14 protein-coding genes are annotated in these 15,113 nt (G+C 35.9%); 5 read left to right on the top strand and 9 right to left on the bottom strand.

From position 1 onward, the window contains the following. Positions 1 to 52 precede the first annotated feature (52 nt). Positions 53 to 1,243 carry a molybdopterin molybdotransferase MoeA gene (locus QSV08_RS08930; RefSeq protein ID WP_324028046.1) on the top strand — a complete coding sequence of 397 codons (1,191 nt, stop codon included), beginning with the start codon at positions 53 to 55 and terminating at the stop codon, positions 1,241 to 1,243. Between the two features lie 21 nt (positions 1,244 to 1,264). Next, positions 1,265 to 1,672 (top strand): hypothetical protein, encoded by a 408-nt coding sequence (locus QSV08_RS08925; RefSeq protein WP_324028045.1) that lies wholly within the window; start codon positions 1,265 to 1,267, stop codon positions 1,670 to 1,672. 79 nt (positions 1,673 to 1,751) lie between these two features. On the opposite strand, the gene QSV08_RS08920 is transcribed toward QSV08_RS08925, so the two are convergent. From QSV08_RS08920 to QSV08_RS08910, 3 genes are all read right to left on the bottom strand, one after another. Beyond that, positions 1,752 to 3,044, bottom strand: coding sequence for an amidohydrolase family protein (locus QSV08_RS08920; protein WP_324028044.1), 1,293 nt, complete (start codon positions 3,042 to 3,044; stop codon positions 1,752 to 1,754). Between the two features lie 36 nt (positions 3,045 to 3,080). Beyond that, complete coding sequence (locus QSV08_RS08915) at positions 3,081 to 6,035, bottom strand: amidohydrolase family protein (protein WP_324028043.1); 2,955 nt, start codon at positions 6,033 to 6,035, stop codon at positions 3,081 to 3,083. A 174-nt stretch (positions 6,036 to 6,209) separates the two neighbouring features. Next, a complete protein-coding gene (locus tag QSV08_RS08910; protein WP_324028042.1) occupies positions 6,210 to 7,277 on the bottom strand; it encodes a DUF3810 domain-containing protein in 1,068 nt (355 codons plus the stop codon). A gap of 68 nt (positions 7,278 to 7,345) precedes the next feature. Here QSV08_RS08910 and QSV08_RS08905 point away from each other — a divergent pair, with 68 nt between their 5' ends. Then, the gene (locus QSV08_RS08905; RefSeq protein ID WP_324028041.1) at positions 7,346 to 8,791 is read left to right on the top strand and encodes an aminoacyl-histidine dipeptidase; all 1,446 of its coding nucleotides are present in this window, start codon (positions 7,346 to 7,348) and stop codon (positions 8,789 to 8,791) included. 62 nt (positions 8,792 to 8,853) lie between these two features. Here the strand turns inward: QSV08_RS08905 and QSV08_RS08900 are convergent, their stop codons facing one another. Genes QSV08_RS08900 through QSV08_RS08890 form a run of 3 tightly spaced genes read right to left on the bottom strand, consistent with a single transcriptional unit; the run spans position 8,854 to position 11,568 of the window. Then, entirely contained in the window at positions 8,854 to 9,990 is a 1,137-nt protein-coding gene (locus QSV08_RS08900) for a peptidylprolyl isomerase (RefSeq protein ID WP_416382056.1), read from the bottom strand. A 13-nt stretch (positions 9,991 to 10,003) separates the two neighbouring features. Next, on the bottom strand, positions 10,004 to 10,555 hold the full coding sequence (gldI, locus tag QSV08_RS08895; protein WP_324028039.1) for a gliding motility-associated peptidyl-prolyl isomerase GldI: 552 nt from the start codon (positions 10,553 to 10,555) through the stop codon (positions 10,004 to 10,006). Beyond that, a complete protein-coding gene (locus tag QSV08_RS08890) occupies positions 10,552 to 11,568 on the bottom strand; it encodes a DHH family phosphoesterase (RefSeq protein WP_324028038.1) in 1,017 nt (338 codons plus the stop codon). The genes gldI and QSV08_RS08890 overlap by 4 nt, the downstream gene beginning before the upstream one ends. A gap of 75 nt (positions 11,569 to 11,643) precedes the next feature. Here QSV08_RS08890 and QSV08_RS08885 point away from each other — a divergent pair, with 75 nt between their 5' ends. Continuing rightward, positions 11,644 to 12,672, top strand: coding sequence for an alkaline phosphatase D family protein (locus tag QSV08_RS08885; protein WP_324028037.1), 1,029 nt, complete (start codon positions 11,644 to 11,646; stop codon positions 12,670 to 12,672). Between the two features lie 45 nt (positions 12,673 to 12,717). Next, positions 12,718 to 13,137 (top strand): nucleoside-diphosphate kinase, encoded by a 420-nt coding sequence (locus tag QSV08_RS08880; RefSeq protein ID WP_324028036.1) that lies wholly within the window; start codon positions 12,718 to 12,720, stop codon positions 13,135 to 13,137. Positions 13,138 to 13,272: 135 nt separating this feature from the next. Here the strand turns inward: QSV08_RS08880 and QSV08_RS08875 are convergent, their stop codons facing one another. Genes QSV08_RS08875 through recF form a run of 3 tightly spaced genes read right to left on the bottom strand, consistent with a single transcriptional unit; the run spans position 13,273 to position 15,067 of the window. Then, on the bottom strand, positions 13,273 to 13,569 hold the full coding sequence (locus tag QSV08_RS08875) for a DUF721 domain-containing protein (RefSeq protein WP_282050929.1): 297 nt from the start codon (positions 13,567 to 13,569) through the stop codon (positions 13,273 to 13,275). After that, positions 13,569 to 13,988, bottom strand: a complete 420-nt coding sequence (locus QSV08_RS08870; RefSeq protein WP_324028035.1) for a lipocalin family protein — start codon at positions 13,986 to 13,988, stop codon at positions 13,569 to 13,571. Before QSV08_RS08870 ends, QSV08_RS08875 begins: the two co-directional genes overlap by 1 nt. Next, a complete protein-coding gene (recF, locus tag QSV08_RS08865) occupies positions 13,988 to 15,067 on the bottom strand; it encodes a DNA replication/repair protein RecF (RefSeq protein WP_324028034.1) in 1,080 nt (359 codons plus the stop codon). The genes QSV08_RS08870 and recF overlap by 1 nt, the downstream gene beginning before the upstream one ends. Positions 15,068 to 15,113 lie beyond the last annotated feature (46 nt).

Here is a 15,113-nt window from a genome sequence, read left to right as displayed (position 1 = left end):
TTAGCTACAATTCTTCAATGGTATAGTTTGTATTAGTTTTACCTTTAATTCTATGATTACATTTAAGGAAGCATTTCAAAAAGTATTAGACCATCCTCTAGACTTAGGTTCAGAGGTCGTTTCACTTATGGATAGCTTAAATAGAATATTGGCAGAAGATATTTATGCCGATAGAGATTTTCCTCCGTTTGATCGTGCTACCAAAGATGGTGTTGCCATTCAGTATTCAACTCTTGTTAATAATGGTCACCTTTTCACAATTGAAGGTGAAGCTGCTGCGGGTGTGGTTCAACAAGTTTTAACAGATAAAAAAAATTGTTTTGAGGTGATGACGGGTGCTGTAGTGCCAGAAAAATGCGATACCGTTGTTATGTATGAACATATCACTATTGATGGTGGTAAGGTTACTATCAATGAGAAAGTGACAAAAGGGCAAAATATTCATTATCAAGGCAGCGATGAAAAAGCTGGTGCGCTTCTGTTGTCCAAAGGAAAAAAAATTACTCCTGCAGAAATCGGAGTAATGGCTACTGTTGGTAAAGCAACAGTAAAGGTTATGGGTATTCCTAAAATTTGCACTATTGCTACGGGTAATGAATTGGTTGCAGTAAATGAAACTCCCAAGCCACACCAAATACGAAAATCTAACATGCTGACTATTGAGTCCGCCTTACTGAACTCTAAAATTAATGCTAGTTCTCTTCATTTGTTGGATGATAAAATAGAAATTGAGCGAGAACTAGAAAAAGCATTAATTGAAAACGATGTACTTCTTTTAAGTGGAGGAGTATCGAAAGGGAAGTTTGATTTTATACCTGAGGTAATGGAGACACTGGGAGTTGAAAAAGTATTTCATAGAGTTTTACAAAGACCAGGCAAACCATTTTGGTTCGGAATTCACCCAGAATTGAAGACAGTTATTTTTTCTTTTCCTGGAAATCCCGTTTCTACATTTGCCAATTATCACCTGTATTTTTTGCCTTGGTTACAGAACTCTAGGCAACTTCCATTAGATAATTCGTATATTAAACTAAGTGCAGCAATTAAAATAATACAGCCGCTAACCCGATTTATTCAGGTTAGTACAGAAGTAAAAGAGGGTATGTTTTGGGCAACGCCTGTTGTTGAAAATGGTTCAGGAGATCTTACTAGTTTGGCAAAGGCAGACGGATTTATTTGCCTTGAACCAAGAACTGAAGAATATGAAGTAGGGGAGGTTGTACCTTTTATAAAGACCAGATAGTAACCAATTAAATTTTTATATATGAATCCTGTTGTAAAGAATATTTTGGCGGTCCTAGCCGGAATTGTTGTTGGTAGCATTGTTAATATGGGAATTATAATGATCAGTGGTTCTATTATTCCGCCACCAGAAGGTGCAGATATAACAACCATGGAAGGGCTAAAGGCTTCTATACACTTTTTTGAACCTAAGCATTTCATTTTTCCTTTTCTGGCTCATGCTTTAGGTACTTTGGTGGGTGCCGTTATAGCGACAAAAATTGCAGCAACCAGAAAAATGACGATGGCACTGCTAGTAGGTCTATTTTTCTTAATCGGTGGTACCGCGAATATTGCAATGCTTGGCGGACCAATGTGGTTTACTGCCTTAGATATTATCGTAGCTTATATGCCTATGGGATATTTAGGATATACACTTGCTAAAAAATAATAGCTACTTTATTATAAATAAAAAGAGGCTGTCTACAATGGTAGATAGCCTCTTTTATTATATCAACTTATAACGTTTACTATTTTCCTTCGTACTTGCCCATGTAGCGTTTCCAAAGTTCGGTTTGGTGTGTTTCTAGAGAAACTGTTCTGCCATCAATGAAAACATGTGTTAATTGATTGCCAGCCATTTCTAGCGCATCACCCTCAGAAATAAATAACGTTGCGCTTTTTCCATTTTCCAATGTTCCGTAAAGATCATCAATGCCTAGGATTTTAGCAGTATTGCCTGTTAGTAATTGAACGGCTACTTCTTTATCCAACCCTTGTTGTGCAGCTTGACCCGCGTAGAATGGTAAATTTCTAGTTTGAAAGTTTACCGCATCTGAATTTTGAATTCCGACCAACAAACCTGCGTCTACCAATAATTTCGGTAGTTTATAAGGTAAGTCATAATCATCATCATCAAATACAGGTAGGTTATGAGTGTACTGTACTAAAACCGGAATGTTATTGCTCTTTAAAAACTCAGGAATTTTATAGGCATGATAACCACCAATTAATACCACTTCTTTGGCGCCATTAGACTTTAAAGTGTTGATAGCATCAATAATCTGTTTTTCATCATCTGCATGCACATATAGTTTTTGACTACCATCAAATACCCCTTTCATTGCCGCGTAAGCAGGATTTACTTCTTTCGGAGTAGATTTGCCATAAGCTTCAGCATTTTTGAAAAAGGTAACTACTTCTTCCATTTGCTTAGCATACTCTTTATTTGGGTGATAGCCTGGGTCTTCACCTGCCCACCAGCGACCTTGCTTAAAAGTAGTTGGCCAGTTTAAATGAATTCCGTCATCTACTTTAATAGCTGCATCTTCCCAGTTCCAAGCATCAAATTGTACAATACTTGATGTACCTGAAATACGACCGCCTGAAGGTGCAATTTGTCCAATCAAAACTCCGTTAGGGCGCATACTTTCTACTACTTTAGATTCTGCATTGTAAGCGATTAAACTTCTAACATGCGGAATAAAATCTCCTATCTCGTCTTCATCTTTAGATGCTCTTACTGCATCGATTTCAACTAAACCTAATGTTTTAGCAGGGGCTATGAAACCTGGGTAGACATGTTTGCCTGTAGCATCGATAACTTTTCCCTTTCTGGCAATTTTCATCTTAGAATCGCCCACGAAAGTAATTTTTCCGTCTTCGAACATAATCAAAGAACTTTCAATTACTTCGCCGTTACCCAAGTGTGCAGTAGCACCTTCAATGGTAATGGCTTCGGTTTGTTTAGAACCGGGTGTTTGTTGTGCCATAGCTGGTATGACCAGACCTAAGGCTATGATTAAGGTTATAAATTTTTTCATTTGTATTGTTTTATATTTTTGAACTAGCTTATTGAATTAAAGGCTTTCGCAAGTGAAATCTCTTTTTACACTTTGTTTCGGACCTTGTGTCTTTTTACCGCCACTTTTTTCTTTAAGCATCATCGTAACCAACTCGTTTCTTTCCTTCTTAATGGTTTCACGGTTCTTCTTGTCGGTTTCCAAATCGAAATAAGTAACACCTTCAATCATTGTTTTTTCTGCTTTGGAGTATATTGAAAGCGGACTACCTGACCATAAAACTAAATCGGCATCTTTACCTTCTTTAATACTACCAACACGATTTTCTAAATGTAAAAGCTTAGCAGGGTTTATTGTAACCATTTTCCAAGCTTCCAATTCAGTCATGCCACCATACTTGATAGTTTTAGCAGCTTCTTGATTTAATCTTCTAATCATTTCGCGGTCATCACTATTAATAGCCGTTACAACACCTTGCTTTTGCATGATAGCTGCATTATAAGGTATGGCATCGTTTACTTCAAACTTGTATGCCCACCAGTCACTGAATGTAGCAGCGCCAGCCCCGTGTTCTGCCATTTTATCGGCTACTTTATAACCTTCTAAAATGTGAGTGAATGTATTAATTCTGAATCCGAAATGCTCGGCTACTTTCATCATCATATTGATCTCGCTTTGAACATAAGAGTGGCACGAAATAAAACGCTCACCGTTTATGATTTCTGCCAATACTTCCATTTCTTCATCATATCTATATGATTCACCATTTTTCTTTTTGGTGTCATATTCCTTAGCTCTTTGGAAGTAGTTCATGTACATCTGTTCAACACCCATACGCGTTTGCGGAAAACGAGAGACGCTTCCCCAGTTACTTTGTTTTACATTTTCACCAAGGGCAAATTTGATAAACTTTGGTGAGTTGTCATATATTAGCTCGTCTGCTTCTTCTCCCCATTTTAATTTCAATATAGCCGATCGACCACCAATTGGGTTTGCAGATCCGTGTAATAATTGTAAAGATGTAACACCACCAGCAAGTGAGTGGTAGATACCCATGTGTTCTGGGTCAACGACATCTTCCATTTTTACCTCTGCAGAGCTATTTTGACCAGCTTCGTTTACGGCTAAAGCTGCAATGTGACTATGTTCATCAATAATACCAGCAGTTAAATGTTTACCTGTAGCATCAATAACTGTTGCACCACCAGCGTTTAAGTCTTTTCCTATTTTTACAATCTTTCCGTTTTTAACAAGAACATCGGTATTTTTTAAAACACCTGCATTTTCACTTGTCCAAACTGTAGCATTTTTGAACAATGTGTTTTGTGCTTTTGGCTTAGATGCGAATCCGTATCCTACATTAGGGAAAGTCACTGGCATTACTTTAATCGCTTCTGCAGTTTTGCTTTTCTCTGCTTCTTTTTCTGTGAAAGATTTAGATTTGGTTGCCGTGAATTGAGATTCAGTACCATCTGGTAAAACCAAACGACCCGATAAATTATCTGATGTTTTAGTAACCGCACCAATCATTCTATAGGTTTTTTCACCTTTATCTGTAGCAAATGACATTGTTACCCAATTATCATTGTAAGCAATTTTTGAAGTTAATTTGGTAGTATCTTGTTTGATCTCAATTTTAGGCTTAGAGATTTCGCCTGTTATAGAAACATCGTACGATTTGCCTTGTACGGTTAAATTGTAATCTCCACGAATGTCTTTCGAGTCCATAGCATTTACAACACTTTTTGTGCCTTGAACCCAGTTTTCGTAAAGCGTAGTAGACTTATCAAAGACATCACCAGAAGTAATTAAGAAGTTGGCAAGAGCCCCAGTTTTTAAAGAACCAATTTCATTTGATTTTCCTAAGATCAGAGCAGGTACCGTAGTAAGTGCTTCTAATGCTTTAGTAGATGAAAGTCCGTATTCAATAGCTTTCATTAGCTTCTTTTTGAAATTTGCGGCTGATTTTAAATCATGGGTAGTTAGTGAAAACTGAATTCCGTTCTCTGCCAATACCTTCGGATTAGAAGGAGCCTGATTCCAATAACGCATATCTTGTAAAGAAACATAACCAACAGCATACGGATTAGAAACATCATACGCATCTGGAAAGTTTAGCGGTAGAATGTATTTGGCATTGGTAGCCTTTATTTCTTCAATACGTTCAAACTCATTACCACCGCCTAATATGGTGTATTGAATACCATTTGCATCTCCAATTTTATCGGCACGTAAATCATGAGATTTATCTTCAGCTTCAAAAATCTGTACTAAGCTTTTGTTTTCGTTGAGAGCCTCTAAAGAAAGGTCTGTAGTAGAGGCGTATCCTTTAGCATACCAGTCGGCATCGCTATACATTTGTCTTAACAGCGCCAATGTTCCCATTAATGAACCTGGGTAAGATTGCCCTTTTGCAATACTTCTAGTTAAAGAAAAATATTGAGCAGAGCGGTCATCTAAAATTCTATTTGCATTGGTTCCGTTTCCGTTTAAAGCAATAAGAACACCAGTACCTCTGGCAATACCATCTTGAATGTGAGAGTTAACGACACCGAAACCAGCTTCACGTAGCACTTTGGCTTCTTTGTCATTATAAGTAAATTTTTCAATTGCCTTGTTTTCTGGCATTATATGATCGTTCCAATAGTACCCTTCTCTAGAAGGTTCATATTGCGTAGATCTACCTCCGCCCGGTTTTTTCTTTGCTTGTTCTACTCCGAATTTAGAATACACATCAATAAAAGACGGATAAATAGATTTGCCTTCTACATCTATTACAACAGCATTTTTCGGAATGCTAACAGAGCTTGACGCACTGACAACCTTGCCGTGTTGAATTAATAATGTTCCCTTTTCAATTACTTGAGTAGGGGTTACGAAGATTTTTGCATTTGTAAAAGCCGTGTATTTGTTATTGTTGACCTTTACCCCAGCGTTTTCTGGGAAATAATCTTGTGCAGTTAATAATGAGCCATACCCGAGTAGGCATAGCGCAAAGAATAGTTTTTTCATTACGTTTGGTTTGAATTAGTGTTTTAAAAATACTCGGATTCTGCAGTAAATACGGTCTCTTTCACTTTTGTTTAACAGTTGAGTGTATCGTAATTACGAATAGTTAGTATTTTCTTAAAATATTGTAAGAAGGGTGGTTAAAATGCCTTTAGATTTCGAAGTTCTAAACCTATTTTAAAGAGGATGATCTTTATGGTAAGCAACTAAAAATAACACTACTGCACTATAACTTTTAATACCCTCGGTTTGGTTATTGGCTTTGAGAAAAGTATCGAAAATAGTTTTAAAGACAGGTTCCATCGGGTTTTCGTAAGAATTCCAAAAAATCGACATTTCTTGAAAGTTACTTTTTACACCAGGGTTAAGTAATAACATCAATCTATCAAATTCTTTGATGTCGGTGCGTCTTATATCATTTAAGCAATAACCTAAAGCATAGGCATAGGCAGCATATTTAAAATATGCATCTTCATTATTAGATGTTACTAGGTAACCGATAAAGTTTGTTTCGTTTTCGGCGGAGTATCCTAATTGATGACCTACTTCGTGACCGGCAACAAATGGGAATCTAAAGTTGGGCAGTAGGTCATTAACTTGAGCTTCGTTGGTAAACGGATTTAAATATCCGGCGTAGCCCATATATGTTAATCCGGTGCTGAATAATGATTTTTTTAAACTTGGTCTATCGTAAGCCAAAAACGGATGAATTGTTGCTAAATGATTATAACCCAGTATGGTTTTATCCAAAATTTCTTTCTGAGAATACGGAATCTTAACAGCTAATGTCGAGTCTTTTGTAATTGTAAATTGTGATACGTTGGTTTTGAGAATTAACCGTTCTGTGAATTCTAATAAATCTTGGTAGTCTTTATTGGGTACTAACGCTAACTTTTTTGACAGCGGTTCTCTATAGTAATTCATGCCCCACATGACATGAAATGTAAAATAAGCTACTGAGAGCACCATTGCTACATTCTGTAAAAACTGAAGTTTATGGCGCCAAATATATTTTCGGTTTTTAATTACATAAATAAGGGCGAGCAGTATAAGAATGAAATAGATAATATCACCAACAGAGAAGGGTACCCATCCAAATAGGAGTCTAAAGAATTTTGAAATAACAGGGTATAATCCGTTACTGTAATATTCCTCAACTATATCGGTACGTGTACCTAGCCACTTTACAATAATGATTTGGGGAATCAATGAAATTGCAATGGCATTCTTAAAAGATATCTTCATTATCTCAAAAATAGCGAAATCCTTTTTCTATCAGTATTTTTGTAAGCACTAACCGTGAAAAAAAATGTATGGATATTAATAAATTAGAGCCAACGGCTGTTTGGAAGAATTTTTCAAAATTGAACGCGGTACCTAGACCATCTAAAAAAGAGGAAAGGGTTATTAGCTTTATGTTAGAATTTGGCAATGCCCTTGGCTTAGAAACTTTTTCTGATGCTATAGGTAATGTTATCATTAGAAAGCCTGCGACCAATGGTATGGAGGCTAAGAAAATGATAACGCTGCAAAGTCATTTAGATATGGTGCACCAAAAAAATGCAGATACCGTATTTGATTTTGATACGCAAGGTATAGAAATGTATGTTGATGAAGATTGGGTAAAAGCAAATGGTACTACATTAGGTGCCGATAATGGTATGGGTGTAGCTGCAATTATGGCGCTTTTAGAAAGTACAGATATTTCTCATCCTGCTCTTGAAGCCTTATTTACCATTGATGAAGAAACGGGTATGACAGGTGCTTTTGAGTTGAAAGCGGGTGTTCTACAGGGTCAAATTCTATTGAATTTAGATACGGAGGAAGACGATGAGATTGATATTGGTTGCGCAGGTGGTATTGATGTTACGGCAACTAGAACCTATAACGAAAAAGATGGTACGCATGGTGATGCCGGTGTAGCGATTACCGTAAAAGGTTTAAAAGGCGGACATAGTGGTATGGATATTCATAAAGGCTTGGGTAATGCCAATAAAATTATGAACCGATTACTTTATTTAGGACTTGATTATAATGTTCGTATTAGTTCTTTGAATGGTGGTAGTCTAAGAAACGCGATACCAAGAGAGAGTGTTTGTAAATTGAATGTTGGTAGAAAACACGCTGATAAGTTTTTGAAGAAAGTTAATAAGCTTTCTGAAGCTATTAAGGCAGAGTTGAGTGTTCAAGAGCCTAATTTACAAATTGAAATAGAAGATGTCAAGCCCGCTAAAAAAGTAATGGGACTTGGTGCTCAAGAAAAATTGGTTAAGGCTGTTTATGCTGCACATAACGGAGTCTATGCTATGAGCGGTGCTATTGATGATTTGGTAGAAACTTCGAATAACATTGCTATTGTTAAGGTTAAAAAAGGAGAAATAAAGATTGGTTGTTTAACGCGTTCGTCAGTAGATACGGCAAAGTTAGATTTGGCGAATTCGTTACGTTCTGCTTTTGAGATCAGTGGTTTTGATGTCGAACTTAGTGGTTCTTACCCTGGTTGGAATCCGAACCCGAATTCTGAAATATTGACTGTTGCTAAAAACACCTATATTAATTTGTTTAAAGAGCAACCTAGGGTTGTTGCTTGTCATGCAGGTTTGGAATGTGGAATTTTAGGTCAAAATTATCCGGATGTAGATATGGTAAGTTTCGGACCTACTATTCTTGGAGCTCATTCACCAGATGAAAGAGTTAGTATTTCGTCTGTTCAGAAATTCTGGAGTTTGCTGTTAGAGATTTTGAAGAATACAAATTAGAATTACAGTTATAAAAAAAAGCCCTTTAGTGAAAACTAAAGGGCTTTTTTTGTTTGAGATTGTTATTCAGAAATACCTGTAATTTCTAAATCAAAAATTAAATCTGCATCTGGTGGAATTGGACCGCCACCTTGTGGACCATATCCTAAGTGAGACGGAATGAACAAACGAACTTTATCACCAACTTTCATTGTTAAAAGTCCTTCTCTAAATCCTGCGATTAAACGAGATTCTGGAGAGTAGTCCATTGGTACTGGCATGTAACCACCACCTTGTTGTCTCTTAATATCGAACATACCATATTTCTGAGCAACTTCTTCGTAGTTACTATCGAACAAAGTACCATCCATTAAATAACCAGCGTACATTACGTTTACTTTCTGACCAACTTTTGGTTTGTCACCAGAACCATTTTCTAAAGTTAAAACCTTAAGACCAGAAGGTAAAGTCTGAGCTTTTGCTTTTTGAGCTTCGGTAGAAGAAGCAAATTCAGCTTTTATTTTTTGTACTTCAGCTAACTTATCAGCTTTCTCTTTTTCAATAGCAGCAAGTCTATCTTCTTCACCATCAAAATAATCGGTCATTATTTTAACGGCATCGAACTTACGTGCTTCTTTACCGTTTCTAATGATTTCTACGGTATTCATTAAAACTGGTTCTACTGGCTTATTACCAGCGCCTACTGCAACATTTGCAATAGAATCAACAACATCCATGCCTTCAATAACTTCACCGAAAACAGTATGCTTGTTATTTAACCAAGGTGTCTCTTTATGCGTGATGAAAAACTGACTACCGTTAGTTGTAGGACCAGAGTTTGCCATTGAAAGAATACCTTTTTTATCATGAACTAATGAATCATTGAATTCATCCATGAACTTATAGCCAGGGTTTCCGGTTCCTTGTCCTAATGGATCTCCACCTTGAATCATAAAATCTTTCATGATTCTGTGAAATGTTAGTCCGTCATAATATTTTTTACCCTTATACTCTTCACTAACAAAAGTATTTGTTCCTTCTGCTAAAGAAATAAAGTTGGCAACTGTAACGGGAGTCTTATCTTGCTCTAAACGAACAATAATATCGCCTTTAGATGTTTTAATATCGGCAAACAAACCGTCTCCTAAATCGGCTCTTTTGCCGGTTTTGCAGCTAGCTAAAACTAAGGCTATAACTGCAAGCAAGTACATTTTTTTAATCATAATGGTCATTTTAATTTACTGTGTTGTCTTGTTGTTTTTCTATTTGTAAAATTGTTATAGTAGATTTTATAGGCACATTGCTTCCTATTTTATTTTCATCGCCATGGTAACCAAAGGCAATAGATGATGGAAAAAGAAATGTAGCGCGCTCATTTTCTTTTAACATCTTAACGGCATCTCTAAGACCTAAGAATAGCTCTTGCTTATCAACTTTATAGGTGAAAACGCCAATTTCTTCTTTTGAATAGATAGTGTCATTGTCTAAAGTTAATATGTCATAGCTGAATGCTACCAAATCTCCTGTTTTAGGTGTGTAGTCACTTTCTTCGTTAACTGTTAGGTAATGATACCAAGAACCAGAATTACTGTGCGAGTAGTGTTTTAAAGAATCTAGTTTTATAATTTCTTGAATTTTACTTTCTTCAGCTTCAAGTAGCTTACGACTTCTTTCAATAGATGCCTTAAAGAAACTCCCGCTTTTTGTTTGAATCGGTTTTCTTGGTTCAGGTCCATCACAACTAATGACCAAAATGGCTAAAAATAAAAATGAAACTAATCTCATGCCTGTAGTTGATTCTTATATAAAGGCAGCAACGAAGTAAATTTTGCAATGGTTTCCTCTAAATTATCATCACTTTTTCCGCCTGCAGCATTTGTATGTCCGCCGCCACTAAAATGTTTTCTTGCGAAATCATTTACCGAAAACTCGCCGACTGATCTAAAAGATATTTTATAAATACCTTCTTCTCTATTTTCTATAAATATGACGGCAAACTTAATACCATCTAAAGTTAAGCCGTAGTTTACAAAACCTTCGGTGTCTCCTTTTTGATAGTTATAGGTATCTAATTCATCTTGACTCATTGTAATATATGCCGTAGCATACTCTTCTAATATGACCATATTCTTCAATGCGCAACCTAGTAAGTGAAGTCTGCTCGGAGAATTAGTGTCATATATGCGGTGATGAATTTCTGTTCCTTCAGCACCTTTATCCATAAGGTCGGCAATAACTCTATGTGTATTACTTGTAGTTGCAGCAAATTTAAAAGAACCGGTGTCTGTCATAATACCGGTATATATGCAATTCGCCATTTCTGGGGTAATACTGTTCTCATCACCTAATTGGTTAATAAGTACATATACCATTTCACAAGTAGAACTCATTTTTACATCAGAGTACATGATCTTAGCGTAATCTGAGGGCTCTTGATGGTGGTCTACCATTACAAAAGTTGCCTTTGCAGATTCTAGTATATCGCTCATTTGACCAACACGACCAAGGTGATTAAAGTCTAAAGTGAATATGATATCAGCATTGTTAATGCATGATTTGGATTGTGAATTTTCTTTTTCAAAATTCAAGATTTTATCTGATCCTGGCATCCATTTTAAAAACTTCGGATAGTCGTTCGGTGCAACAATACTAGCCGTATGACCGGTATTAACCAAATAATGCCAAAGTGCTAATGTTGATCCAATGGCATCTCCATCAGGATTCTTGTGTGGTATAATCGCTACTTTCTTTGGTGAAGAAAGTAACTTTTTAAGCTCGTTTAGGTGCTCTAAATTCATGGCGGCAAAGATACAATTTAATAATATAGGCTTTAAAGCGAAAGCCTTAATTTTACCCAGACTTAACTATCTCATATGAAAATTACATACTTTTTTATTTGCGCACTCTTTTTAGGGTCATGTTCGTCGAACAAAAAACAAGTTGAAAATAAAGCTACGAATAGCGATTTCGTTTTAGCTTTTGGTTCTTGTAATAGAATTGATTTACCAAACCTTTTGTGGGATGATATTTTAAACACCAAGCCCGATGTTTGGGTGTGGGGCGGTGATAATATTTATGCTGATACTGATGATATGGTTGCCTTAAGAGCGATGTATAATAAGCAGAAGGAGCAAACGGAATATAAAAAACTAGTAGCGAGCACTGATATATTAGGTACTTGGGATGATCATGATTACGGATTAAATGATGGTGGAGTAGAGTTTGAGGCTAAAGATGCCAGTCAACAAGAGTTTTTAAATTTTATGAATGTGCCAGAAGATAGTCCGTTACGTAAGCGGGAAGGAGTCTATAATGCCAAGAAATATGAAATCAAAGGTCATTCTATTAATATTATCATACTTGATACAAGATACTTTAGAACCCAATTAACACCTGATACTGAAACTTCTAAAAGAATTAAACCAAACGAATATGGAGATGGTACTGTGTTGGGTGATGTGCAATGGGCGTGGTTAGAAAATGAATTGAATACATCAAAATCAGATTTTAATATTATTGTGAGTAGTGTGCAATACCTGTCTGATGAACATGGATTTGAAGCTTGGGGTAATTTTCCGCATGAGGTTGATAAATTGGCGAAGGTAATAGCAGATTCTAAAGCAGCGGGAGTAATTGTATTATCTGGTGATCGACATATTTCTGAATTTTCCAAGACAGTTATTGACGGTATGCAGTATCCGCTAATAGATTTTACCAGTAGCGGACTAACGCATGCCTATAGAGGTTTTACCGGTGAGCCTAATAAATATAGAGTAGGGGATGTTGTTTTTACAGAAAGTTTCGGAATTTTAGAGTTCGATTTTAATGCCAAAAAGGTTGATTTTAAAATAGTTGGAGATAACGGAATAGTGCTAGAGAAACTAGAACAAGTCTATGAATAGTTGTGAGATATGTATAAAAACGTATTTTTGCGCAAAAATTAAGATATGAGTACGAATAGAACGTTTACGATGATTAAACCAGATGCCGTTAAAAACGGACATATTGGGGCTATTTTAGAAAAAATTACTGCTGCTGGTTTTAAAATCGCAGCAATGAAATATACACAATTGAGCTTAAGAGATGCACAAGAATTTTATGGTGTACACAGCGAGCGTCCATTTTTTGGTGAATTAGTTGAATTCATGACAAGTGGTACAATTGTAGCAGCTATCTTAGAAAAAGAAAATGCAGTTGAAGATTTTAGAGCATTAATCGGTGCTACCAACCCTGCAGATGCAGCTGAAGGTACTATTCGTAAAATGTTTGCTACTAGTATTGGTGAGAATGCAGTACATGGTTCTGATAGCGATGAGAATGCAGCTATAGAAGGTTCATTCCATTTTGCTGGTAGAGAAATTTACTAAGTCAGATAGTTTTGAGATAAAAAAAAGCCAGTTCGAAAGAACTGGCTTTTTTTTTATAATATTTTCCTACAGCCAACAGCCAACAGCCAACAGCCAACAGCCAACAGCCAACAGCCAACAGCCAACAGCCAAAAGCTATCGCAAAACTAGCTTTTTAATCACTTCTTTTCCTATTTCTTCGTTGAGCATGCGAATTATTTTCGATTTGCCCAAGCTTAACTCTTCTCGCAATACAGAAGAACTTAAAGCCACGTAAAGGGTGCCGAACTTTAATTCAATTTCTGTAGTATAATTATTTACACCATTACCCATAAGTTTAGCCCATGCAGTTCTTGCATCTACTTTGTCTATTCCTTTTTCTAATTTATTCTTTTGAATAAATGCAGAAAGTGCATCTTTCATTGAAGTATTGTCATTGCCTCTGCTTGCCATTATGGGGTTATATTTATAGGTTCAAATCTGTTGTATTCGTAGGTAAGTCCTTCTCTGTTTTTTACCGAGAAACTATCTTCTGTAAGTTTAGTCAAAACCTCTTCCCAAGTATTCGAATTATTGGTGTAACTCATAAAAATAGAATCGTTAGAGATTCTAATGTGAAAAGGCTCTGCATCATTAGACGTTTCAAATGTACCATTGAATTTTGGGACTACTTTTTTTCGAAATCCTGTTAAAGAGTCTAACTTTATATAGTCAACCGTACTATTTATGGAATACTCTTTTTTTGCTCCGTCTTTAAAGGTAACTTCTTTTATTTCCCAATAGCCATTTAATAGATGTAATTGGTTTTTATCAACTTTAGAACTACAAGAAGCAAAAAATATGAAGCAAATGATCAGTAATTTTTTCATCATTACAATTTAAAGATTTTATACGATTGATGAATTTTTTTAACAACACTTTCGGTTCTATCCGCGTGGGTGTCACTAATAAAAATCTGTCCGAAATTTTCATCATTCACCAAAGTTATAATATGAGATACACGATGCTCATCCAACTTATCAAAAATATCATCTAAAATTAATATTGGCGTAGTGCCACTTTGCGATTTCATAAAATGAAACTGTGCGAATTTCAAAGCTATTAAGAAAGATTTTTGCTGACCCTGGCTACCAAACTTCTTAATAGGGTAGTTGCTAATTTCAAAGCTAAGGTCATCTTTATGAACACCAACGCTGGTATATTGTAGCGCTCGGTCTTTATCTAAATTTTTATTTAAAAGCGTAATCAGGTCATAATCTTTCAACTTACTATCGTAAGAAAGCGAAACATCTTCTGTATTGCCTGTGATAGATTTATATTGTTCTTGAAAAATAGGAATAAAAGCTTCTAAGAACGATGTCCTCTTTTTAAAGATTTCTGTGCCATAGGTGTTCATCTGTTCGTTATAGACCGCTAAAGTGTCTTTATTAAATGTTCTATTGGCTGCAAAATACTTTAATAGCGCATTTCGCTGTGAAACCACCTTATTATAGTTGATGAGGTTTTGTAAATAGCTTTTGTCTGATTGTGAGATAACACCATCAATAAATTTTCTGCGGGTATCGCTACCTTCTATAATCAGGTCTCTATCTGCAGGGGAAATTATGACTAAGGGTAGAAGACCTATATGGTCGGCAAAGCGGTCGTATGCTTTTCCGTTACGTTTAATAATCTTCTTGTTACTCTTTTTAAGGCTACAGACAATTTTTTCTTCTCTACCTTCTTTTTCAAAAGTACCGTCGATCACAAAAAAATCTGATCCGTGACGAATGTTTTGAGAAGAGACCGGGTTAAAATAGCTCTTGCCAAATGATAGGTGATAGATAGCGTCGAGAATATTGGTTTTTCCAATTCCGTTATCACCTACAATACAATTTATTTTAGCATCGAAAGTCAGTTCTTTTGACTCAAAATTTTTGTAATTGATCAATGATAATTGTCTCAGCAGCATTAATAAAATTAGATTTTAAATTAGGAAGAATGTATACTCGCTTAAA

The sequence above is a fragment of the Maribacter sp. BPC-D8 genome, from assembly GCF_035207705.1.
Lineage (GTDB): Bacteria > Bacteroidota > Bacteroidia > Flavobacteriales > Flavobacteriaceae > Maribacter.
This window is presented reverse-complemented; position numbering and strand designations above follow the sequence as displayed.

Bases quoted from the DNA above. Each gene is read 5' to 3' on its own strand.
- QSV08_RS08910 (WP_324028042.1), bottom strand. From the start codon at position 7,277: ATGAAGATATCTTTTAAGAATGCCATTGCAATTTCATTGATTCCCCAA.
- QSV08_RS08920 (WP_324028044.1), bottom strand. From the start codon at position 3,044: ATGAAAAAATTTATAACCTTAATCATAGCCTTAGGTCTGGTCATACCA.
- QSV08_RS08915 (WP_324028043.1), bottom strand. From the start codon at position 6,035: ATGAAAAAACTATTCTTTGCGCTATGCCTACTCGGGTATGGCTCATTA.
- QSV08_RS08885 (WP_324028037.1), top strand. From the start codon at position 11,644: ATGAAAATTACATACTTTTTTATTTGCGCACTCTTTTTAGGGTCATGT.
- QSV08_RS08875 (WP_282050929.1), bottom strand. From the start codon at position 13,569: ATGGCAAGCAGAGGCAATGACAATACTTCAATGAAAGATGCACTTTCT.
- gldI (WP_324028039.1), bottom strand. From the start codon at position 10,555: ATGAGATTAGTTTCATTTTTATTTTTAGCCATTTTGGTCATTAGTTGT.
- QSV08_RS08880 (WP_324028036.1), top strand. From the start codon at position 12,718: ATGAGTACGAATAGAACGTTTACGATGATTAAACCAGATGCCGTTAAA.
- QSV08_RS08890 (WP_324028038.1), bottom strand. From the start codon at position 11,568: ATGAATTTAGAGCACCTAAACGAGCTTAAAAAGTTACTTTCTTCACCA.
- QSV08_RS08870 (WP_324028035.1), bottom strand. From the start codon at position 13,988: ATGATGAAAAAATTACTGATCATTTGCTTCATATTTTTTGCTTCTTGT.
- QSV08_RS08930 (WP_324028046.1), top strand. From the start codon at position 53: ATGATTACATTTAAGGAAGCATTTCAAAAAGTATTAGACCATCCTCTA.
- QSV08_RS08905 (WP_324028041.1), top strand. From the start codon at position 7,346: ATGGATATTAATAAATTAGAGCCAACGGCTGTTTGGAAGAATTTTTCA.
- recF (WP_324028034.1), bottom strand. From the start codon at position 15,067: ATGCTGCTGAGACAATTATCATTGATCAATTACAAAAATTTTGAGTCA.
- QSV08_RS08925 (WP_324028045.1), top strand. From the start codon at position 1,265: ATGAATCCTGTTGTAAAGAATATTTTGGCGGTCCTAGCCGGAATTGTT.